This window comes from Enterobacter sp. HG048 (assembly GCF_024702055.1).
GTDB classification, from domain to species: domain Bacteria; phylum Pseudomonadota; class Gammaproteobacteria; order Enterobacterales; family Enterobacteriaceae; genus Enterobacter; species Enterobacter dykesii.
Map to the genome: position 1 here is coordinate 132,872 of NZ_JANLIZ010000009.1, position 17,811 is coordinate 150,682.

19 protein-coding genes are annotated in these 17,811 nt (G+C 52.9%); 6 read left to right on the forward strand and 13 right to left on the reverse strand.

Annotation, left to right across the window (positions count from 1 at the left end; all coding sequences use genetic code 11):
- Positions 1 to 53 precede the first annotated feature (53 nt).
- Together NUX24_RS12750 and NUX24_RS12755 are read left to right on the forward strand one after the other, a co-directional pair.
- A complete protein-coding gene (locus tag NUX24_RS12750) occupies positions 54 to 1,733 on the forward strand; it encodes a PglL family O-oligosaccharyltransferase (protein WP_257831944.1) in 1,680 nt (559 codons plus the stop codon).
- Positions 1,734 to 1,975: 242 nt separating this feature from the next.
- Complete coding sequence (locus tag NUX24_RS12755) at positions 1,976 to 2,419, forward strand: PACE efflux transporter (protein ID WP_047653315.1); 444 nt, start codon at positions 1,976 to 1,978, stop codon at positions 2,417 to 2,419.
- A gap of 51 nt (positions 2,420 to 2,470) precedes the next feature.
- Here the strand turns inward: NUX24_RS12755 and NUX24_RS12760 are convergent, their stop codons facing one another.
- On the reverse strand, positions 2,471 to 3,238 hold the full coding sequence (locus tag NUX24_RS12760; RefSeq protein WP_257832005.1) for a DeoR/GlpR family DNA-binding transcription regulator: 768 nt from the start codon (positions 3,236 to 3,238) through the stop codon (positions 2,471 to 2,473).
- Positions 3,239 to 3,324: 86 nt separating this feature from the next.
- Here NUX24_RS12760 and NUX24_RS12765 point away from each other — a divergent pair, with 86 nt between their 5' ends.
- Entirely contained in the window at positions 3,325 to 3,909 is a 585-nt protein-coding gene (locus tag NUX24_RS12765) for an NUDIX domain-containing protein (RefSeq protein ID WP_214575768.1), read from the forward strand.
- A 300-nt stretch (positions 3,910 to 4,209) separates the two neighbouring features.
- Positions 4,210 to 4,902, forward strand: coding sequence for a LuxR family transcriptional regulator (locus tag NUX24_RS12770; protein ID WP_047653312.1), 693 nt, complete (start codon positions 4,210 to 4,212; stop codon positions 4,900 to 4,902).
- Between the two features lie 14 nt (positions 4,903 to 4,916).
- Here NUX24_RS12770 and NUX24_RS12775 read toward each other — a convergent pair whose 3' ends face one another.
- Positions 4,917 to 5,555 (reverse strand): acyl-homoserine-lactone synthase, encoded by a 639-nt coding sequence (locus tag NUX24_RS12775; protein ID WP_047653311.1) that lies wholly within the window; start codon positions 5,553 to 5,555, stop codon positions 4,917 to 4,919.
- 444 nt (positions 5,556 to 5,999) lie between these two features.
- On the opposite strand from NUX24_RS12775, the gene tam reads away from it, so the two are divergent.
- Positions 6,000 to 6,758 (forward strand): trans-aconitate 2-methyltransferase, encoded by a 759-nt coding sequence (tam, locus tag NUX24_RS12780; protein WP_257831952.1) that lies wholly within the window; start codon positions 6,000 to 6,002, stop codon positions 6,756 to 6,758.
- Between the two features lie 4 nt (positions 6,759 to 6,762).
- On the opposite strand, the gene NUX24_RS12785 is transcribed toward tam, so the two are convergent.
- The 7 genes from NUX24_RS12785 to NUX24_RS12815 form a co-directional block, all read right to left on the reverse strand.
- Entirely contained in the window at positions 6,763 to 7,953 is a 1,191-nt protein-coding gene (locus tag NUX24_RS12785; protein WP_257831954.1) for a cytochrome c biogenesis protein/redoxin, read from the reverse strand.
- Between the two features lie 135 nt (positions 7,954 to 8,088).
- Positions 8,089 to 9,387, reverse strand: a complete 1,299-nt coding sequence (locus NUX24_RS12790) for an ATP-binding protein (RefSeq protein ID WP_257831956.1) — start codon at positions 9,385 to 9,387, stop codon at positions 8,089 to 8,091.
- Entirely contained in the window at positions 9,384 to 10,124 is a 741-nt protein-coding gene (locus NUX24_RS12795) for a response regulator (RefSeq protein WP_257831958.1), read from the reverse strand. Before NUX24_RS12795 ends, NUX24_RS12790 begins: the two co-directional genes overlap by 4 nt.
- 44 nt (positions 10,125 to 10,168) lie before the next feature.
- Positions 10,169 to 11,164 (reverse strand): alpha/beta fold hydrolase, encoded by a 996-nt coding sequence (locus NUX24_RS12800; protein ID WP_257831959.1) that lies wholly within the window; start codon positions 11,162 to 11,164, stop codon positions 10,169 to 10,171.
- 145 nt (positions 11,165 to 11,309) lie between these two features.
- The gene (locus NUX24_RS12805; protein ID WP_257831961.1) at positions 11,310 to 11,750 is read right to left on the reverse strand and encodes a GNAT family N-acetyltransferase; all 441 of its coding nucleotides are present in this window, start codon (positions 11,748 to 11,750) and stop codon (positions 11,310 to 11,312) included.
- Positions 11,751 to 11,762: 12 nt separating this feature from the next.
- Positions 11,763 to 12,230, reverse strand: a complete 468-nt coding sequence (locus tag NUX24_RS12810) for a GNAT family N-acetyltransferase (protein WP_257831963.1) — start codon at positions 12,228 to 12,230, stop codon at positions 11,763 to 11,765.
- 9 nt (positions 12,231 to 12,239) lie between these two features.
- Positions 12,240 to 12,827: a hypothetical protein gene (locus tag NUX24_RS12815; RefSeq protein WP_257831965.1), complete on the reverse strand. Its 588-nt coding sequence runs from the start codon at positions 12,825 to 12,827 to the stop codon at positions 12,240 to 12,242.
- Between the two features lie 134 nt (positions 12,828 to 12,961).
- Here NUX24_RS12815 and NUX24_RS12820 point away from each other — a divergent pair, with 134 nt between their 5' ends.
- Positions 12,962 to 13,510, forward strand: a complete 549-nt coding sequence (locus NUX24_RS12820; protein ID WP_214575760.1) for a GNAT family N-acetyltransferase — start codon at positions 12,962 to 12,964, stop codon at positions 13,508 to 13,510.
- Here NUX24_RS12820 and NUX24_RS12825 read toward each other — a convergent pair.
- The 4 genes from NUX24_RS12825 to NUX24_RS12840 form a co-directional block, all read right to left on the reverse strand.
- A complete protein-coding gene (locus tag NUX24_RS12825) occupies positions 13,498 to 14,412 on the reverse strand; it encodes a bestrophin family protein (protein ID WP_047653303.1) in 915 nt (304 codons plus the stop codon). The two genes, NUX24_RS12820 and NUX24_RS12825, sit on opposite strands and share 13 nt — an antisense overlap.
- Positions 14,413 to 14,611: 199 nt before the next feature.
- Positions 14,612 to 16,063, reverse strand: a complete 1,452-nt coding sequence (locus NUX24_RS12830; protein ID WP_257831970.1) for a tagaturonate reductase — start codon at positions 16,061 to 16,063, stop codon at positions 14,612 to 14,614.
- A 118-nt stretch (positions 16,064 to 16,181) separates the two neighbouring features.
- A complete protein-coding gene (locus NUX24_RS12835) occupies positions 16,182 to 16,709 on the reverse strand; it encodes a GNAT family N-acetyltransferase (RefSeq protein ID WP_047653301.1) in 528 nt (175 codons plus the stop codon).
- Between the two features lie 82 nt (positions 16,710 to 16,791).
- Positions 16,792 to 17,757 carry a sensor domain-containing diguanylate cyclase gene (locus tag NUX24_RS12840; RefSeq protein WP_257831972.1) on the reverse strand — a complete coding sequence of 322 codons (966 nt, stop codon included), beginning with the start codon at positions 17,755 to 17,757 and terminating at the stop codon, positions 16,792 to 16,794.
- Between the last annotated feature and the right edge of the window lie 54 nt (positions 17,758 to 17,811).

Genomic DNA, 17,811 nt, shown 5'->3' on the forward strand with positions numbered 1-17,811 from the left:
AATAATTCTGCTTACCTTTAACGGGACGGAAATGATTTTTCGTCCCGATATTTATGAATACATTCATGTTAAATATAAAGTGCAATTATTATTTTCCCGGGCGCGGTATACTCTTTATTGCTGGCGTCTGGATATGCTGTGGTCTGCTCTGGGTATTACCGAATCAGGGGGGCTCCGGACTGGCGTTACCCCAAAACCTTCTGGCCTGGTGCGCGATGGCGCTCATGGTGTTGTGGTGCTCACTGACCGGTCGCCGGGTAAAATTCAGTTATCCGGCTGGCACTCAACTGATTATAACGGGTGCCATTCTTTGGTCTCTGCCGCTGTTATGGTCGCCGTCTTCAGCCTGGCAGTGGAATGCCGCGACGAAAGTGATGGCACTGTGGGGGCTGCTCATCGTCTGGCTTGAACTGCTTAAGACGCCTGTCAACCTCATCACCAGACGCCACTGGCTGATGATTCTGGTGATGTCGGCTTTTTTACAGACCATTTTCTGTCTGTACCAATTGACTGATATGGCGAAACTGCCCGGCGGACGCCCGTACGGCAGCTTCCAGCAGGTGAACGTTCTGGCATCGTTTTTAGCCACCGGCACGGTTTGTGCCCTGTGGCTTAACACAACGGCGCGTCAGAAGTGGGTAACGCGTTTCTGTTCCCTGTCACTGGTTATGCTACCGGCCATGCTGGTGTTGTTGCAAAGCCGGGCGGGTTATCTTGGCGCTATCCTGGGGAGCCTGATCGTACTGGTCGCCGCATACAAAACGCACCGTAGCCGCGGTTATTTTTCTCTGTTGCTGATGTTAGCAGGTATCATTCTGGGGCTTGTCGCGCTTCATGTTGGCCCACGGTTATTTCCTGGTTTTATACCGGGATTAGCCGACAAAAGCGGATCGAACAGTCAGCGCTGGTATATCCTGCAACTGACCTGGCAGCTTATTCAAAATCATCCCATCGTCGGCAATGGATACGGCAGTTTCGAAGCTCTGTTTGGTCAGATGACACAGCACAATCCTCCTGGTCTGAGAGACACCACCTTGCTATATCCGCACAATGAACTTCTTTATACCTGGATGGAAGGGGGAATCGTTGCCGTCGCGGGTGTGATTCTGATGATCGGCGGCATGCTGAAAAGGCTGTGGAGTCGGGGAGGGCGTCGATGGATTGGTCTGGCAATGTTATTACCCATTGCGCTACACATGAATCTGGAGTATCCGCTCTATCAATCAGTCACGCATGGTCTGGCTCTTGTCATACTGCTGGGAATTAACGGCCCAACAGCGACGCCGGTGAAAAATGCCGCTCAGGGCAACGTGATGACGTTCAACAGAATGGTACGCGTTTTGGCCGCGAGTGCCGTTTTGATATTTATGGCAACCGGTGTCGTAACCGAAGTGCAAATGACCCATATTGAGCAACATGGGCTTGCACCGCTGGCCAGGGATGAAAGCGCAGCTGTCGGAACATTACCTAATCCCTGGAGTCAACATGACAGGCTGGATTTTGACCGCCACGTAGCTCTGCTGCTGCGGTTCAATTTGACCAGAGATCCTGATTTATTAACTCGCTTCCAGTCCTGGGCCGAGCACTATCGGAAGGTTCACAATAATCCCGATGTCAACTTCAGCCTGATGATGATCTACAGGGCGCAACACAGCGAAAAAGCGAAAGAGATATGTATGCAAAGCAACGCACTGTGGCCAGAGGATATGCGCTTTAGATGCGAGAAATTTTAGCGCTCATCTGACGGGAGGACGAGGGAAGGATATTGGGTTGTATGGCCGTTAGTGGTCTACATACCACAGATTAAATTTAACATAATATACATTATGCGCACCAATATGGAACCAGAAGAAATCTGGCATTTTATGGGCATCGTTTTCCTGGATGCTAATAGCCTCAACATAACCTGCACGTTCAGAAAGAGTTGAAAAATGTCTGATATACTTCAGCTTTTTATAAACGCTGTTGTAAGCAAATGGAAATTGAATTAAATAAAAGTGTTAAAGAGAGAGTTTTCCACGCTGTCATTTTTGAAGTGACGGCCAACGTTATCATCGCGCTGTCACTCGCCTGGCTGATGAACGTGTCGGTACTTCAGTCAGGCTCGTTGTCCGTGATATCTGCACTTACCGCAACGGTCTGGAATTTTATTTTTAATAAGCTCTTTGATTCCCTGCAGAAAAAACATCAGTTTCAACGCACATTTCTCGTTCGCGCAATCCATGCGGTTGGTTTTGAAACGGGACTTATCATCTCCTTAATCCCTGTGGCAATGGTTATGCTGAACCTGACCGTGACGGAGGCATTTTTTGTTGAGATTGGCCTGGTGCTGTTTTTCCTGCCCTATACGATGCTGTTTAACTGGCTTTACGACTACCTGCGCTGGACGTTCGTTGGACGAAAGCGTTCGGCGTTGTAGCTAAGTGAATCAATGTAAAAAATGAAGAAGCGCGTGTAGCTCAAGGCTTCTTCAGTCACTCTCTGAGGTCAACACGACGGAGACCCCTTTTTCAGATACCGCGCGGATCCAGTCCCGATCGGTATTGTCTTCAACGACGATGGTGTTCACCGATGACACATCGCCAATCACAAACGAAGACGCTGTGTTGACCTTTTCCGGAGAAGCCAGGACGACCGTCTCCGCGGCTCTGCCGGAAAATGCACGTTTGATGCACGCTTCTTCGAAATCGCCGGTTGTCAGCCCCGCATCAGGATGGATCCCAGTCACGCCCATAAAGAACAGATCTGCATGAATATTCTCGATGCCTTCGATGGCCGCAGCGCCGACCGCAACAATGGAGTGCTTATACAAGCGGCCGCCGATCAGAATCACCTCGATGGAAGGATGATTCACGAGCCTCAGGGCGATGCTCGGGCTGTGCGTAACCACCGTAATGCGCAGGTCAGGAGGGAAAAACGTAATCAGCTCCGAGGTTGTCGTGCCGCCGTCAACGATCACCACCTGCCCTGATGAAATCAACTGAGCCCCTTTCCGGGCGATCCTCTTTTTTGCATCCATCTTCACGGATTGCCGTTCGGCAAATGGCGCAATAGCAGAAGATGACGGTAGCGCGCCGCCGTGAACCCGCTGTAAACGCCCTTCTGCCGCCAGCTCGCGTAAATCACGTCGAATGGTGTCTTCAGAGACGTCAAAGAGCATGCTGAGTGCTTTTGACTGGACCTGACCTTCGGCGCCGAGCTTTTCGAGGATTAATTGTTTTCGCTGACTGGTGAGCATCATGAATTCCTGATGTTGCATGCTTTATCTTGAAAGTGCACGATAATGCTGTTTATGATAATTACTCTACGTAAGGAGGAACAAACGTGCAATCAAAACGTGCAGATGTGCGCATCATTGACAGTGAAACCCTGTCCGATAACTGGTACAACCTAAAAAAATACACCTTCGACCTGCAGCGCCGTGATGGTGAATGGCAGCGGCAGCAACGGGAGGTCTATGACCGTGGCAACGGCGCGACTATTCTTCTCTACAACCGTGAGAAAAAGACGGTGATCCTGACGCGCCAGTTCCGTTTCCCTGTCTTTATCAACGGGCATGAGGACGATTTAATTGAAGCCGCGGCGGGACTGCTGGACAACATGGATCCCGAAAGCCGCATAAAAGCAGAAGCGGAAGAAGAGACAGGATTTCACGTTTCGAGCGTGCAGAAAATCTTTGAAGCCTATATGAGCCCGGGCTCCGTCACGGAAAAACTCTATTTTTATCTTGCCGAGTATCAGCCAAAAGACAGAACCGGCGCAGGCGGCGGGATCAAGGCTGAGGGAGAAGATATCGACGTGCTGGAAATGACGCTTGAAGAGGCATTACGCGGCATTGAAACAGGCAAGATTGTCGACGGTAAAACCATCATGCTGCTTTATCATATTGCTCTTAAAGGCATTATGTAGCCTGCGGGTTAAAATCCTGATTTGAATCTGGGTCGGTACGCTTGTCCAATACTCGAATGTAAAGCGGAAAACCTCCTAAATTTTGCAGCCTACTATATTTAGTGAACGATTCGGGATTTGACAAAATCTTCAAAAATTCGCTGAGTCATCTGCGTTTACCATTAGAAATGCCACACGTTCGCCAGGCTACCAGTTGAGGTAGCCTGTCTTATCTGTTGGCTGGATTAAAATGCGACTCGCTACAGATAACGAAGCATATTATACTTGCTCCTCCACTCGAACAGGAGGCAAGCAACTCACGTGAAGGATACATATTACAACGACATAGCGATCAATACGCTAATTCAGAGTGAGCTGGACGCGTTTTTTGAGGATTTCAAAGGGATCGTCTTCGCCTACGCCATTATGAACAAGAAAGATCCTTCACAGATGCGGATAATCAATAACAGCCCCGAGTGGTTTGATATCTACCTCGACAGGAAATATCAGTTCATTGACCCTGTTATCATTCGGGCTTTGCGCTGTGTTGAAGATTTTTTTTGGGAAAGTGATGTCGTCCTGTCGGATGGTTATAACCTGACGCGCATTTTCAACGAAAGCGTCCAGTATGATATTTACCAGGGGCAGACTTTCCCTCTGCATGACTATCTGAATAATCTTGTTGTATTATCCGTCATCAGTCCAAAGCATTCTGGGATTGATATAGAAAGATATCGGCCACAATTTCTAAGCTTCCTTGTTCAATTGCATCAGAAGACACTCAATCTGTATAGCCAGCATCAACAGAAAAAGAATGTTTTTCTGTCGCCACGTGAGCGACAAATCCTTAAATGGGTCAGCGCCGGGAAAACCTACGCAGAAATTTCTGTTATTTTATCTATTGCTGAACGCACCGTTAAGTTCCATATGGGAAATGTAATGAAAAAGCTCGGTGTGAATAATGCCAGACACGCAATAAAACTCGGAACAGAACTACGGTTACTGGACGACTGAGCCTCAGTCACTGGCTATAAGTAGCGTAAATGCTCCAGCATTTCGCTAAGCCAGTGGCTGGATTTGTCTTTGCTAATAATGTCTTCAATAATGTTGGTGTTGGCAGGCATATAAATATAATAAATAACCTCCCCTTTTTCAGAGACACCGCGCTGAATAACGTCAACTTTCCAGTTTGCATGGCGAAATATGGCATACATGCCACGACTGGCTACTGCGTACATCCCATGATATTTATTCTTTATGCAATACATATTCATCGCAAGAAACAACGCTTTACTGGCAGGCACGCCTTGCAGACTTGCAGAGTCTCGTGTTTCTTTATCTAAAAATAAACGGCTCACTTCACAGCAGGGAACATCTGCTGGAAAAACAATAGGATTATCGAAATAATTGTGAAAGATTTCGCTTATCATTGTCGGCTTCGTCGAATTAATAAATCGCGCGCCGCATAACAGCTGTCCATCATACATACCCAGCAGGTATGTCGTGTTATGGGAATCAAAGCGATCTTTTTCCAGGCCTTCGACGCATTCCACTTTCCAGTCGAGCCGGTCCCGAAAGGTTTTTCTTCTCAGCCGGTAGAGTTCGCGCGCTAATGCTGGTGGTAAATCATCGTAGCCGTGCAAAAAAAATTCAATGACAGAATTCATTCTCTTGTTCCTGATAAAAACACCTGAAACTATTATTACCTGTCTTTAAGGACAGCTTTCATTGTGCCGCATATTCCCTATACTTAAAAAGTACCTGACCACAAAGTTCTCGCAAAACTAAGCGGTCAGGAGGTCAAAGACCTACGAAACACCAGGGATATACCCATCGATGATTATCTAATATTTAAAGTTTCGGGTACAGAGCATAAGAAGCACTTTGCCGATAAAATATTAAAAAACAATAATCATAAAATAATTACAATAAAAGCATTGCCCCTTAATTTTTTAAGGGGTAATATTTCTGTTTTCATGTTTTTTGCCTCATCTTCGTTTTGTCCACTCTGCTGACTTCATCTACGTCTACTCAAACATCCTCGCCGGTACGGTTTTCCGGGCATTTCCCTGTGCTATTCTTGCAGAAGCATGCAAAACGGAGAACAAATAATGGCCGACTGGAATCCCTCTCTTTACCTGCAATATGGCGCTGAAAGAACGCGTCCAGCTGCCGAATTGCTCGCCAGAATTTCTCTGGATGAGGCCGCTACTATCGTCGATCTGGGCTGTGGGCCAGGAAACAGCACGGCGCTTCTGAAGCATCGCTGGCCTTCTGCTCACATTACAGGGGTAGATAACTCCCCTGCTATGCTCGTGGAAGCGCGCGCCGCCTTACCTGACTGCCATTTTGTTGAGGCCGATATCCGCCAGTACAAGCCTGGCCAGCCGCTGAGCCTGATTTATGCCAACGCGTCGCTGCAATGGGTTCATGACCATTACGATCTCCTGCCGCACCTTATTTCCCTGCTTAAGTTAAATGGCGTGCTGGCGATCCAGATGCCTGACAACTGGCTTGAACCCACTCATGTGGCGATGCGTGAAGTGGCGCTGGAGCAAGACTACCCTGACCGCGGCCGCGAACCTCTGCCGGGAGTGCATGCCTACTACGATATCTTGTCCGAGGCGGGCTGTGACGTGGATATCTGGCGGACAACCTATTTCCACAAAATGAGCTCGCATCAGGCCATTATTGACTGGGTAAGCGCCACCGGCTTGCGCCCGTGGCTCCAGGAACTGAATGAGAACGAGCAGAAACGTTTCCTGAAACGCTACCATGAACTGCTGGAAGAGCAGTATCCGCTTCAGGAAAATGGGCAGATACTGCTCGCTTTTCCACGACTGTTTATTGTGGCTCAACGCCAGCCCTGACGGGTTATGACCGGGCTTCTTTCAGCAGCTGCTGAATGACCTTTTCCTGCTGCGCATAATCTCCTTCGCCAAAGGCGGTATAGCGTAGCTGGCCTTTGGCATCGAAATAGTAATGCGCCGGCCAGTACTGGTTCCCGAAAGCGTTCCAGATTTGATAGTTGTTATCCGTCACCACCCGGTACGGCAGCTGCCATTTATTTACCGCGTTTTTCACCGAGGCGAGCGGTTTTTCCCAGGGGTATTCAGGCGTGTGCACCCCAATCACGACCAGCCCCTGCGACTGATACTTCCTGGCCCAGTCTCGCACGTGCGGAAGCGTATGCTGGCAGTTAATGCAATCCCACGTCCAGAAATCAATCAACACCACCTTCCCTCGCAGGGATTCAGACGTGACAGGGTCACCGTTAATCCACCCTGTTCCGCCGCTTAACGAAGGCAACTGGCTGCTGGGCTCTGCCATCACGACCGGCTGGAGCTTCACCGGCGCGGCTGTGGGTTTCGCCAGCGTCAAAAGTGTTGTCTCCAGACGGTCTGCAACGCCGTTTGCTCCTTTCAGAAGCGAAGTCATTCCTTTCGCGTTAAATACGACAGCCGACAGCATCACCACGCCCGTCCCCTGCCGCAGCTTTTCCATCAGCGCCGATTTAGCTCTTAACGGCGCCATCAGCGTGCGGCCGCCGAAAACGAGCAGGCTCAGCATTAGCGCACATCCGCTACCGTAGGCCGCCAGCAGCGCGCCCGTCGCAATGGCCGAGTGGCCGGCGATATTAATGCTGAAAATGGCGCCCAGTATGGGACCGGCGCAGGGAGACCAGAGCAGCCCCACCGCAAGCCCGGCCAGAAAAGCCGATGCCATACCGCGCGTTTGCCCGCTTCGGGCATTCAGAATATTGCCCGCGCTGACGGCCGGACCCGCAATACGCTGGGCGAATGACGGAAAAATCAGGGCCAGCGCGGCCGTGGCCAGAATGACGAGGGCGATCCAGCGCCCGACGATAGTTGCCTCTGCGATCCACTCACTGGCGACGGTGACGGCCATCGCAACCAGGCTGAACATCACGATCATCCCCACGAGCAGGGCCAGAATATGTCGTCGTTGTCCCTGAAAGCCGGCGAACAGGAGTGGAATAACCGGGAGCGTACATGGGCTGAGCAGGCTTATCATCCCGCCCAGAAAAGCGATTAACAGAAACATAGACACCTCACAATACAATTCCTGCGACGCTGCAGTGAGGCTATTTCATCGTGCGGATGTGTTCAGGATATGTGTAAAAACGCGGGTTTTGTCTGGCTCTGTATCGCCCGGGCCGGGAGATACAAAGCCGTACAATTAACGGCGCGGTAGCGTAATGGAGACATCCAGTCCGCCTCCGGACCGGTTCGTCAGGTTGAGCTTTCCTTCCAGCTGAGCGGTGAGCTGCGCGGCAATCGCCAGTCCGAGTCCTGTTCCGCCGGTATCGCGGTTGCGGGATGTTTCCACCCGGTAAAACGGCTGTAATACCGCCTCAAGTTCGTCATCGGGTATTCCCGGCCCGCCGTCCGTGATGTGAATAACCACCTCTTCGGAAGACGAATTATCAATGGCAATAACGGCATGCTCTCCGAACTTAAGGGCGTTATCCAGCAGGTTGGTCATCACCCGACGAAGCGCCTGGGGACGCGTAACGATCGGTAAACGGGCTTCGCCTGCCTGAAACTGCACGTTTTTACCGATGTCCTGATAATCGCAGGCGATGCTGTTGACCCAGGCGTTCAGCTCCAGCTTCAGCGGGGTCTCTTCCAGCGATTCTGATGACCGGGCATACGCAATACCCTCGCGAACAAGACGCGTCATGCTATCAAGATCGTTCAGGAGCTTGTCGCGAAGTTCAGGTTCACCTGCCATCTCGACGCGCAGCTTCATGCGGGTAATTGGGGTCTGGAGATCGTGAGAAATGGACGCCAGGATCTGCGCGCGCTCCCGGAGATAAGACTGAATGCGCGCCTGCATGGCGTTGAAGGCATGCGCTGCACGCTGCACCTCAAGCGGCCCTTTCTGCGTCATTGGCGTGCTGGCCGCCGGATCCAGCGAATCCACCGCGCGGGTAAATTGTGAAAAAGGCCGCACCACCTGCCGCACGGCAATCCAGGCGCACGCTGCCAGCAACAGCAGCTGCAGGATCAGCACAACAGGCAGCCAGCTGGCGACCGGCGGCATGCGTGGGATCAGGTCAATGGTCAGCGGCGCGCCGTCGCGCAGCGTCAGATGCGCCTGGATGTGTGAAACGGCGCCGGGAACGGCGGTAAAGCTGAGCGGGTACTGTGTCGCGAGCGTCGCTTTTAAGGTTCGGATGGCGTCCTGCGAACGCTTATCCGTCGGCGCATTGCCGGGCTCTCCCGGCCCCAGAATATAGCGGTAGTTACCCCGTTCGAGGCGCGGCAGCCAGGCCGCGCGTTCGCTGGCCGGTAAGCGGTCTAAAATGGCGACGCTGGTTGCGACGTCGTTTTCAAGATTGCCGAGCATCACCGTTCTGGCGCTGTGCATTCGTTCAATCATGACCAGCGTCAGGCTCAGGCCGTTAGCCAGCAGCAGGCCGGACAGCACGACGAGCAGCAAGCGGGCCAGCAGCGAGCGAGGCCAGAGCGTCATTCGTTAGCCTCTTTGATGGTGACCGGCATGGTAAACACATAGCCCTCGCTGCGCACGGTCTTGATATAGGCGGGCGTGCGGGCATCTTCATTCAGACGCTGGCGAACGCGGCTAACCAGCAGGTCGATAGAACGTTCAAACAGCTCGGCGTCGCGTCCCTGCGTCAGGTTGAGCAGCTGATCGCGGGTCAGCACCCGCTGAGGATGGTCCAGGAAAACGCGCAGCAGGCGATACTCCGCCCCGCTGAGCGCGACGATCACCCCTTCCGGATCGATTAAGTGACGGGCAACGGTATCGAGCTGCCATTCACCGAACATCACCAGCCGCCCGGCTTCTGTCACCTGCAGATTGGGCGGCATCGTGCGAAAACGCCGTAAAATCGCTTTGATGCGCGCCAGGAGTTCGCGGGCAACAAACGGCTTCACCACGTAGTCATCCGCGCCCATCTCCAGACCCAGGATCCTGTCCGTCTCCTCATTGCGGGCCGTCAGCATCAGGATGGGCAGATCTTTATATTTCCCGACGCGTAGCTCTCGACACAGCGTAAGCCCGTCGTCGCCGGGCATCATGATATCCAGCACCACCAGGTCGATATGCTGTTTATCCAGCACGACGCGCATCTCTTTGCCGTTGGCCGCGCCCGTCGCGCGATAGCCAGACTTACCGAGATAATCGACAATCAGTTCACGAATATCCCTGTCGTCATCGACGACAAGGATATGATCAATATGCTCCACCGAAATCTCCAGACCGAAGGGTAACGTACTGAAAATAGCACATTTCAGAGCTTGTCAGCGTCAACGACGGCCTTGACGAAATCCTGCGGATCTTCCTGAGGCGGATTGTGCCCCACGGTTGCCCCGAAGGTACGATGCTCATATTTACCGGTAAATTTACCCGCGTAGGCCTGCGGTGCCGGATGCGGCGCACCGTTGTTCCCGCCTTCGATAGTGATCGTTGGAACGGTGATATTCGGCAGCGTAGCGAGTTTTTGCTCGTAGCTGTCGTATTTGCGTTCGCCTTTTTCCAGCCCTAAACGCCAGCGATAATTGCTGAGCGTCACGGCGACGTGATCCGGGTTATCGAGCGATTTGGCGCTGGCGTTGAAGACAGCATCGCTAAATTTCCAGTCAGGCGAGGCCTGAGACCAGATTAAGCGCGCGAAGTCATGCGTGTTTTTGGCATAACCCTCAGCACCGCGCGCTGTGGCGAAATAGAACTGATACCACCACTGCTGCTCCGCTTTTGGCGGCAGCGGCTGTTTGCCAATCTGCTGGCTGCTGATGAGATACCCGCTCACCGACACCAGTGACTTAACGCGCTCTGGCCACAGCGCCGCAACGATATCCGCGGTACGGGCGCCCCAGTCATATCCAGCAAATACCGCCTGCTTAATATTCAGGGCATCCATCAGGTTCACAATATCTTTCGCCATGGCGGAAGGCTGGCCGTTGCGCGGCGTTTTGGCTGACAGGAAGCGCGTGGTGCCGTAGCCGCGCAGAGACGGCACTATTACCCGATAGCCTTTTGCCGCCAGCGCGGGTGCAACCTCGGCGTAGCTGTGAATATCGTAGGGCCAGCCGTGCAGTAAAATTACCGGCTGGCCGTTTTTCGGGCCGATGTCGACATAACCAACATTCAGATCGCCGGCGTTAATTTGCTGTGGACGATCGAAGGCTGCCGCGAAAGTTGTGCCGGTGACTTCGGCCTGACAGGACATCACTGTGCCAAGGGAAACGGTCAGTGCGAGAGTTGAATACGCGAGTTTGCTAAACATGTTGGTATCTCCGGTTGAGTACAATTCACGGGGATATAACAACACGGCAATGTATAGCGGATATGTGCGAAAGCGGGTTTATTGCAAGCCTGTGTATGTATCCGGGACGCTGATACAGTGTGATACAAACACAGGCGTTGTCGCCTTAAAGGGAGAGGCGATAGCGGACGTAATCGTCAGCTTCACCATATTTGTCATAGAGTTTACGCGCCGGGTTATTCTCCCGCGTGACCCAGTACAGCTTTGACCACCCTTCGCGCTTGCCTTCCTCAATCAGAGCATCAATAAGCGCCTTACCGGCTCCCGCCCCGCGTTCGTCGGCATCAACAAACAGATCTTCCAGATAGCATATGGGGGCCGTTGACCAGGTTCCTTCGTGCAGAATGCACATCGCGAAACCGATGACCTTTTCATCCTTCTCTACCACGCGGCAGAACATCTGAGAATGCGCTGAGAGCGCCCTTTCCCATGTCGATGCGGTGATGGATTCCTCGAGGTAACAATCATAAAAATGGGTATAGCCATCCCACAGCGGTCGCCATTGGGAATAATCATTTTCGCATAGAGGTCTTACCGTGACGGCCATGGGTTCCTCACATTACAAGTCGATCGCCATTTCAAAACAGCGTAAATCAGCTCCCGCCATACGCGAGTGATGATAGGTTTCGCTCAGCGTCACAACCCCCAGTTTCTGATAAAACGACTGGGCGTTAGGCGTTGCATCTAGCCTCAGGCGGGCTATCCCCCGACTGCGGGCCTCATTTTTTAGCGCCTCGATAATCCGGGTCGCCAAGCCTTTGCCGAATGCCGAGGGTAAGGTGAAAATCGCCTCCAGACAGTGGGTATCCAGATCCAGATAGCCGGTCGCCGCAACGTCGCCCTTTTCATCTTCCACCACGTAAAAAGGGTATTCAACGATCGTCTGCCGATAGCGTTCTGGCATGAGATCCGGCGTCCAGCGCGCAATGACGTCGTCGTAACTGGTTTTACAGCCGTGACGAATCGCCTGATTGCGAATATTCCAGAGTATTTCGGCTTCCTGTGGCTTAGCTTTTCGTAAAGTCATACCCCCCCTTTATCGGCTTTTTAGTCGCATTTCCCGTGCCAGTCTGGCAAGACGCTGAGTACGACAATAGAGCGTAAATAGCACAAAGCCACTGCTGTTCATCACCAACCGACAAAATAACAGTGCGAAGCATGCGATGACCAGCGGCCAAAGGTCTCCGTCACGCGAAAGCAGGATATGTAAAACCTGAACGAGGGTCGTTATCAACAGAATGATGGACAACGACCTAAACCCCAACAATCCCGACGTCTTCCCACGAGCCAGGAGTACGCTTATCACAATGAGCGCGCCTGTCATCGTCAATGATGGTACGAAAAAGCTCAAAGCATGATGTAAAGGTGACAAACCCTGCAACGCGCTGAGAAAAGGCAGAAGGTTTAACGCAAACGCCACTAAAAACAGAGGTAACAGCACCGCTACCGGATAAGGATTTTGATGCGGAAGCTCCCTGAGAGGACGCGAAAAAAACCGTTCCAGCTCTGACGTGGAATAATTCAAGAGACGGGTATCACGATGAGCAATAGCCTCCTCTATCTCTTTGCCATGCTGCAGGAGATCCTGGAATACCCGTCCGGTTAAAAGAGACACAAAGCTCATCAATATTTTGCCATTAAAGAAAGGATGCCCATTTCTGGTAGGGAATAAACCCAGCGCGCCTCAACTGAATGTGATAGAGATGAAAATACCAGAACGCAAACAAAAGCATAACGCCTAAATAGGGAGATCCGCGGATGACGATACCGACGCTCACGACAGAACGCTTGCTGCTAAAACCGCTGGTTGCCGAAGATGCGGCCCAGATTCAAACGCTTTATCCGCGCTGGGAGATCGTCCGGTATATGGTCTCCTCCGTGCCCTGGCCCTACCCGGACAACGGCGCGGAAAACTATGTCAACAACGTGGCGCTGCCGGATATGGCAAAAGGGATCGCCTGGTTCTGGAGCATCCGCCGTCGCGAGGTGCCGGATGAGTTGATGGGTATTATCTGTTTGTATGACGTCGAAGATAACAACCGTGGATTCTGGTTGGCGCCGGAGTTTCAGGGCCAGGGATACATGCGTGAGGCCAGCATTGCTGCGACGGATTACTGGTTCAATACGCTAAACAAATCCGTTTTACGCGCCCCGAAGGCTGCCGCAAACAGCCGCTCCCGGCGTATTTCAGACAGTAGCGGCATGCGGCTTATCAGGACGGAAAAGAAAGCCTACGTCAGCGGCATGCTGGATTCCGAGCTGTGGGAAATCACCCGCGACGAGTGGAACGCCCGTCAGGTCAGCTGATAATACTTATCCGGCATCAGCCTTTCAGGAATGTTGTCTTCATCGTTCATCTGCAGCAGATCGCGTTCCATCATGTTGCAGATGGCGTCCAGCGGCAGATCGTTATCTTCTGTGCCGAACGGGTCTTCCAGCTCTTCCGCCAGGGTATCCAGCGAGATAAAGGTATATGAGATCAGCGCCGAGACAAACGGCGTCATGTAGTGCAGATCCACAACCAGCGCGAACGGCAGCATGATGCAGAACAGATACACCGTGCGGTGCAAAATCAGCGTATAGGCAAACGGCACCGGCGTAGTCGCAATGCGCTCGCAGCCGGAGAGGACGATGGACATATCGTTCAGACGGTTGTTCAGGCTGTGGAACAGGATGTCTGAAAGCTGCCCGTTACGCCGCCGCACGGCCAGCCACTCCCCCATGATCAGTAAAATACGGTTCGCCGGCGAGTTGGCGCTCATCACGTGGCGTAAATCATCCGGAGCAAGATAGCGAGAGAGCTGTTCCGCGTTCAGGTCCCGGCGCAGGGTCATGCGCAGGCAGTTGGCAAAAGCTATCTGCAGGCGGACAAATTCACCCAGGTGCTTATCGTCAGGCAAGGTGTTTTTTACCTCGCGAAACAGCGAGCGTGCCGCTATCATCAACTGCCCCCACAGCAGGCGAGCCTCAACGTAGCGCGAATAACAGGCGTTGTTTCTGAAACCGAGAAAGATAGCGATCGCCACGCCGAGAATGCTGAATGGCGCGACGGTAAATTTGATGCCCAGCGAGGTATACCACGGCAGCATCAGGATAACGGCGATAGAAAGCAGGAAGTTAAGCAGCAGTCGCGTGTAGATTTTGGGAAGTACCGAACCGTGCCAGACAAAAATCAGTTGTAGCCAGTGCTGTTTAGGACGAACAATCATAGTGAGTTTCAGGAAGGAAAAGAGCGTGGCTATTAAACGTGATCTCCCTCACCGTTGCAAGCATGTTAACGGAACATTGAATTTTATGACCTGCCTGGCGATAACCGCACGGTGCTGCATGTTGTTTTAAAAAAGACCCAATAGTATGTTGTAACTAACATAAGCCTTAGTTAAACCCGGCCGAAGCCGGGTGACATCATTAGCAAAGAGGTTTCACCGCTGCGCGCATTCCCTTCAGCAGAATGGCATCCAGATCCAGGGTAACCTGGTCGACGAGACCGGAGATTTGCGTCAGATCCTGTTCCCAGTGCTCGCTCACGCTCAGTACGGCCTGCACCAGCTCACGGGTGCTTAACTGCCGATCGCGGTGCTGCGCCCAGAGCTGCTGATAACGTTCCAGCCAGAATGCATCATCCTGCACAGGATAGTTTTCCCCGTTACGCTCCGCGCGATAAAACGCTATCAATGCAGCCAGCGCGAACGTCAGACGCGGAGGCAATTGTCCGCTTGCCTTCTGCCCTGCCAGCAGCTGCGGCAGGATGCGGGTGCGATATTTAGTCATGCCGTTGAGCGCAATGGAAAGCAGCTGGTGTCTGATGTAAGGGTTGCGAAAACGCCCTGTTACCGCACTGGCGAAAGATTCCAGCTCGTCACGCGGCAGATCGAGCACAGGAATAATCTCCTGATAAATCGCTTTTTCGACGAATGCGCAGATCTCTGCATCATTCATCGCCTCGCCTACTGTCTCTAACCCAGCCTGGAATGCCACCGGCACCAGCGCCGTATGCGCGCCGTTCAGGATAGCGACTTTGCGCTCTTTGTAGGGCCTGATGTCGTCGACAATCAGCACATTCAACGGGTACTTATCCAGACGAAGTTCCTGCGCAAGAGATGCCGGCCCCTGGATAACAAACAGATAGAAATGCTCAGCCGTATCCAGGAACCCATCGTGATAACCCAGCTCAGCCTCCAGCGTGGCCGCTTCGTCGCGCGGGTAACCGGTCACGATACGGTCGACCAGCGTCGAGCAGAAGCTGTTGGCGTTATTTAGCCACTGAATAAAGGCGGCAGGCAGCGCCCACTCCCGGGCATAGCGCAGGACGAGTTCACGCAGCGCGTCACCGTTGTAGTCAATCAATTCGCACGGAATGATGATCCAGCCTTTATCCGCCGCACCGTTGAAGTGGCTAAAGCGCTCAAACAGCAGTCGCGTCAGCTTCGCCGGGTAGCTCACCGCAGGGGCATCGTCGAATCTGTCCCCCGCGTGGTGGCTGATACCCGCTTCGGTGGTGTTCGAGAAAACAAAGCGCATATCCGGATTGTGCGCCAGTTTCAGGAACGCATCATACTGGCCATAGACGTCGATCTCCCGGTTAACCGAGCGGATAAGACGGCTCTCACTCACCGCTTCACCCTGCCCGTTCAGGCCGCGAATGATTGTGGTATAGAGACCATCCTGAGCGTTCAGCGACGGCGGGAAGTCGCTCTGAATAGGACGAACGATCACCACTCCGGCGTTAAGATCGGTATGTTCATTTAGCAGGTCAATTTGCCAGTCGACAAACGCACGCAGGAAGTTGCCTTCACCAAACTGAATAATGCGTTCCGGGTATTGAGCACCGGGAAACTCACGACGGTTGAGCGTATTCACAAGAGGGTTCCTTTTATGATTAGTCATACAGCCTGATAAGATTGGTACGATAACTTATCAAAACTTAACGACCAGAAACCCTGTTTTGATCAATCCACGGTGTAGTAGTACGAAATAATCATAAAAACTTATAGAACACGGACGTGGCCGTCATAGCGCCGTCCGGCATCAGGGCATAGCGCGGGATCTCCCCCACCTTTTGCCAGCCGGCACGCTGGTAGAACGTCTCGGCGCCGCTGCCGGTGGAGGTATCGAGTACCAGAACCGAAATATCTCTGGCCCGCGCCTCCGCTTCAAGCGCTTCCATCAATGCCATCGCGGCACCTTTCCGGCGCGCTTTCTCGTGAACCAGCAGCTTCGCCACATCGGCGCGATGCGGCTGGTTTTCCGGCTGGTCGACGATCAGCTGCACCGTACCGATGACGCCGTCCTGCGGGTCGATACTGGCCAGCACCAGCCGCTCGCCTCGCGCGACGCTTTCGGCAATGCCGAGCCAGAATGAACGAGCCTTATCCAGACTAAAGGGAAGCATAAAGCTGACGGATGCCCCGCCGTTCACACAGTTTTCGAGGATCCCGGCCAGCGCATCAAGGTGGGTGAGAATGTCGTCGCGGGTGAGGTTTTTGATTTGCAGTGAGGTATTCATTGTTTTTCCTTACGTTGAATACCGTCACTGTGCATTTAACATCTTCTTAACGCAAACGGTTCGAACATACGCTTTCGTTATGTTACCGGGCGCGCTGACGCTGCTGTTTCATGGCATACATCTTTTCATCGGCATCTTTTAACCACTGCTGCAGGTCGTTGCCATTATGATCGAATTCACTGAGCCCCCACGAGAAACGGAGCGACCAGGGATGTAGCCTGCGGGCGTTATAATTTTCTACCTGCTCGGCAAGATACTGCATGGCAATCCAGGCACCCTGCTCATCCGTATCCGCGAACAGCACGGCAAACTCGTCCCCGCCGAAACGCACCAGCAGATCCGCTTCACGGAAAGAGGCGCGCATCAACTGCGCCATCGCTTTCAGCGCCTTATCCCCTTCTTCGTGTCCGTAACGATCGTTAATCTCCTTAAAGCGATCCAAATCCAGCCAGCCGAGCGTGAGCGGCTCAGCCCGACGTCGGGCGATAGAAAGCGTGAACCGAACAAGTTGGTTAAAGCCCCGACGGTTGAATAACCCGGTCAATTCATCGGTGGTCGCCGCGCTGATGGCAGCAAATTCATCCTCAGCCAGCGCGCCAAGGTCTCCCAGCACGGCGAGGTCGGCGGCAGAAAACTCGCGGGGAGCGTAATCAATCAGGCACAGCGAGCCAACGCTTGCGCCGTCGCGCAGGCGCAGCGGGAAGCCCGCGTAAAACCGCACGCGAGGCTCACCGGCCACCAGCGGGTTATCCGCAAAACGATCGTCCTGAAGCATATCTCCCACCACCAGCGGTGCTTCGGTGAGGATCGTATGACCACAAAATGAGATATTACGCGGAACGCTGCCGGGCGCCTGACCGTCGGCCGACTTAACGATCAGCGAATGCTCATCAATGAGATTGACCATCGCCAGCGGCACCTGGAAGAAGCGTTTTGCCAGACGCGTTAAGCGGTCAAACGCCGGGGAGCTGTCGATCTCAAGCAGACCTGATTCTCTTAGCGAGTTGAGTCTGTCCGTTTCATTTTCAGGGGTTGCAGGTGCTTTCATAATGTCTCCTGACGTAAAGCGTTACTAAAAGCGTAGCTTAAACAGAGACATTGT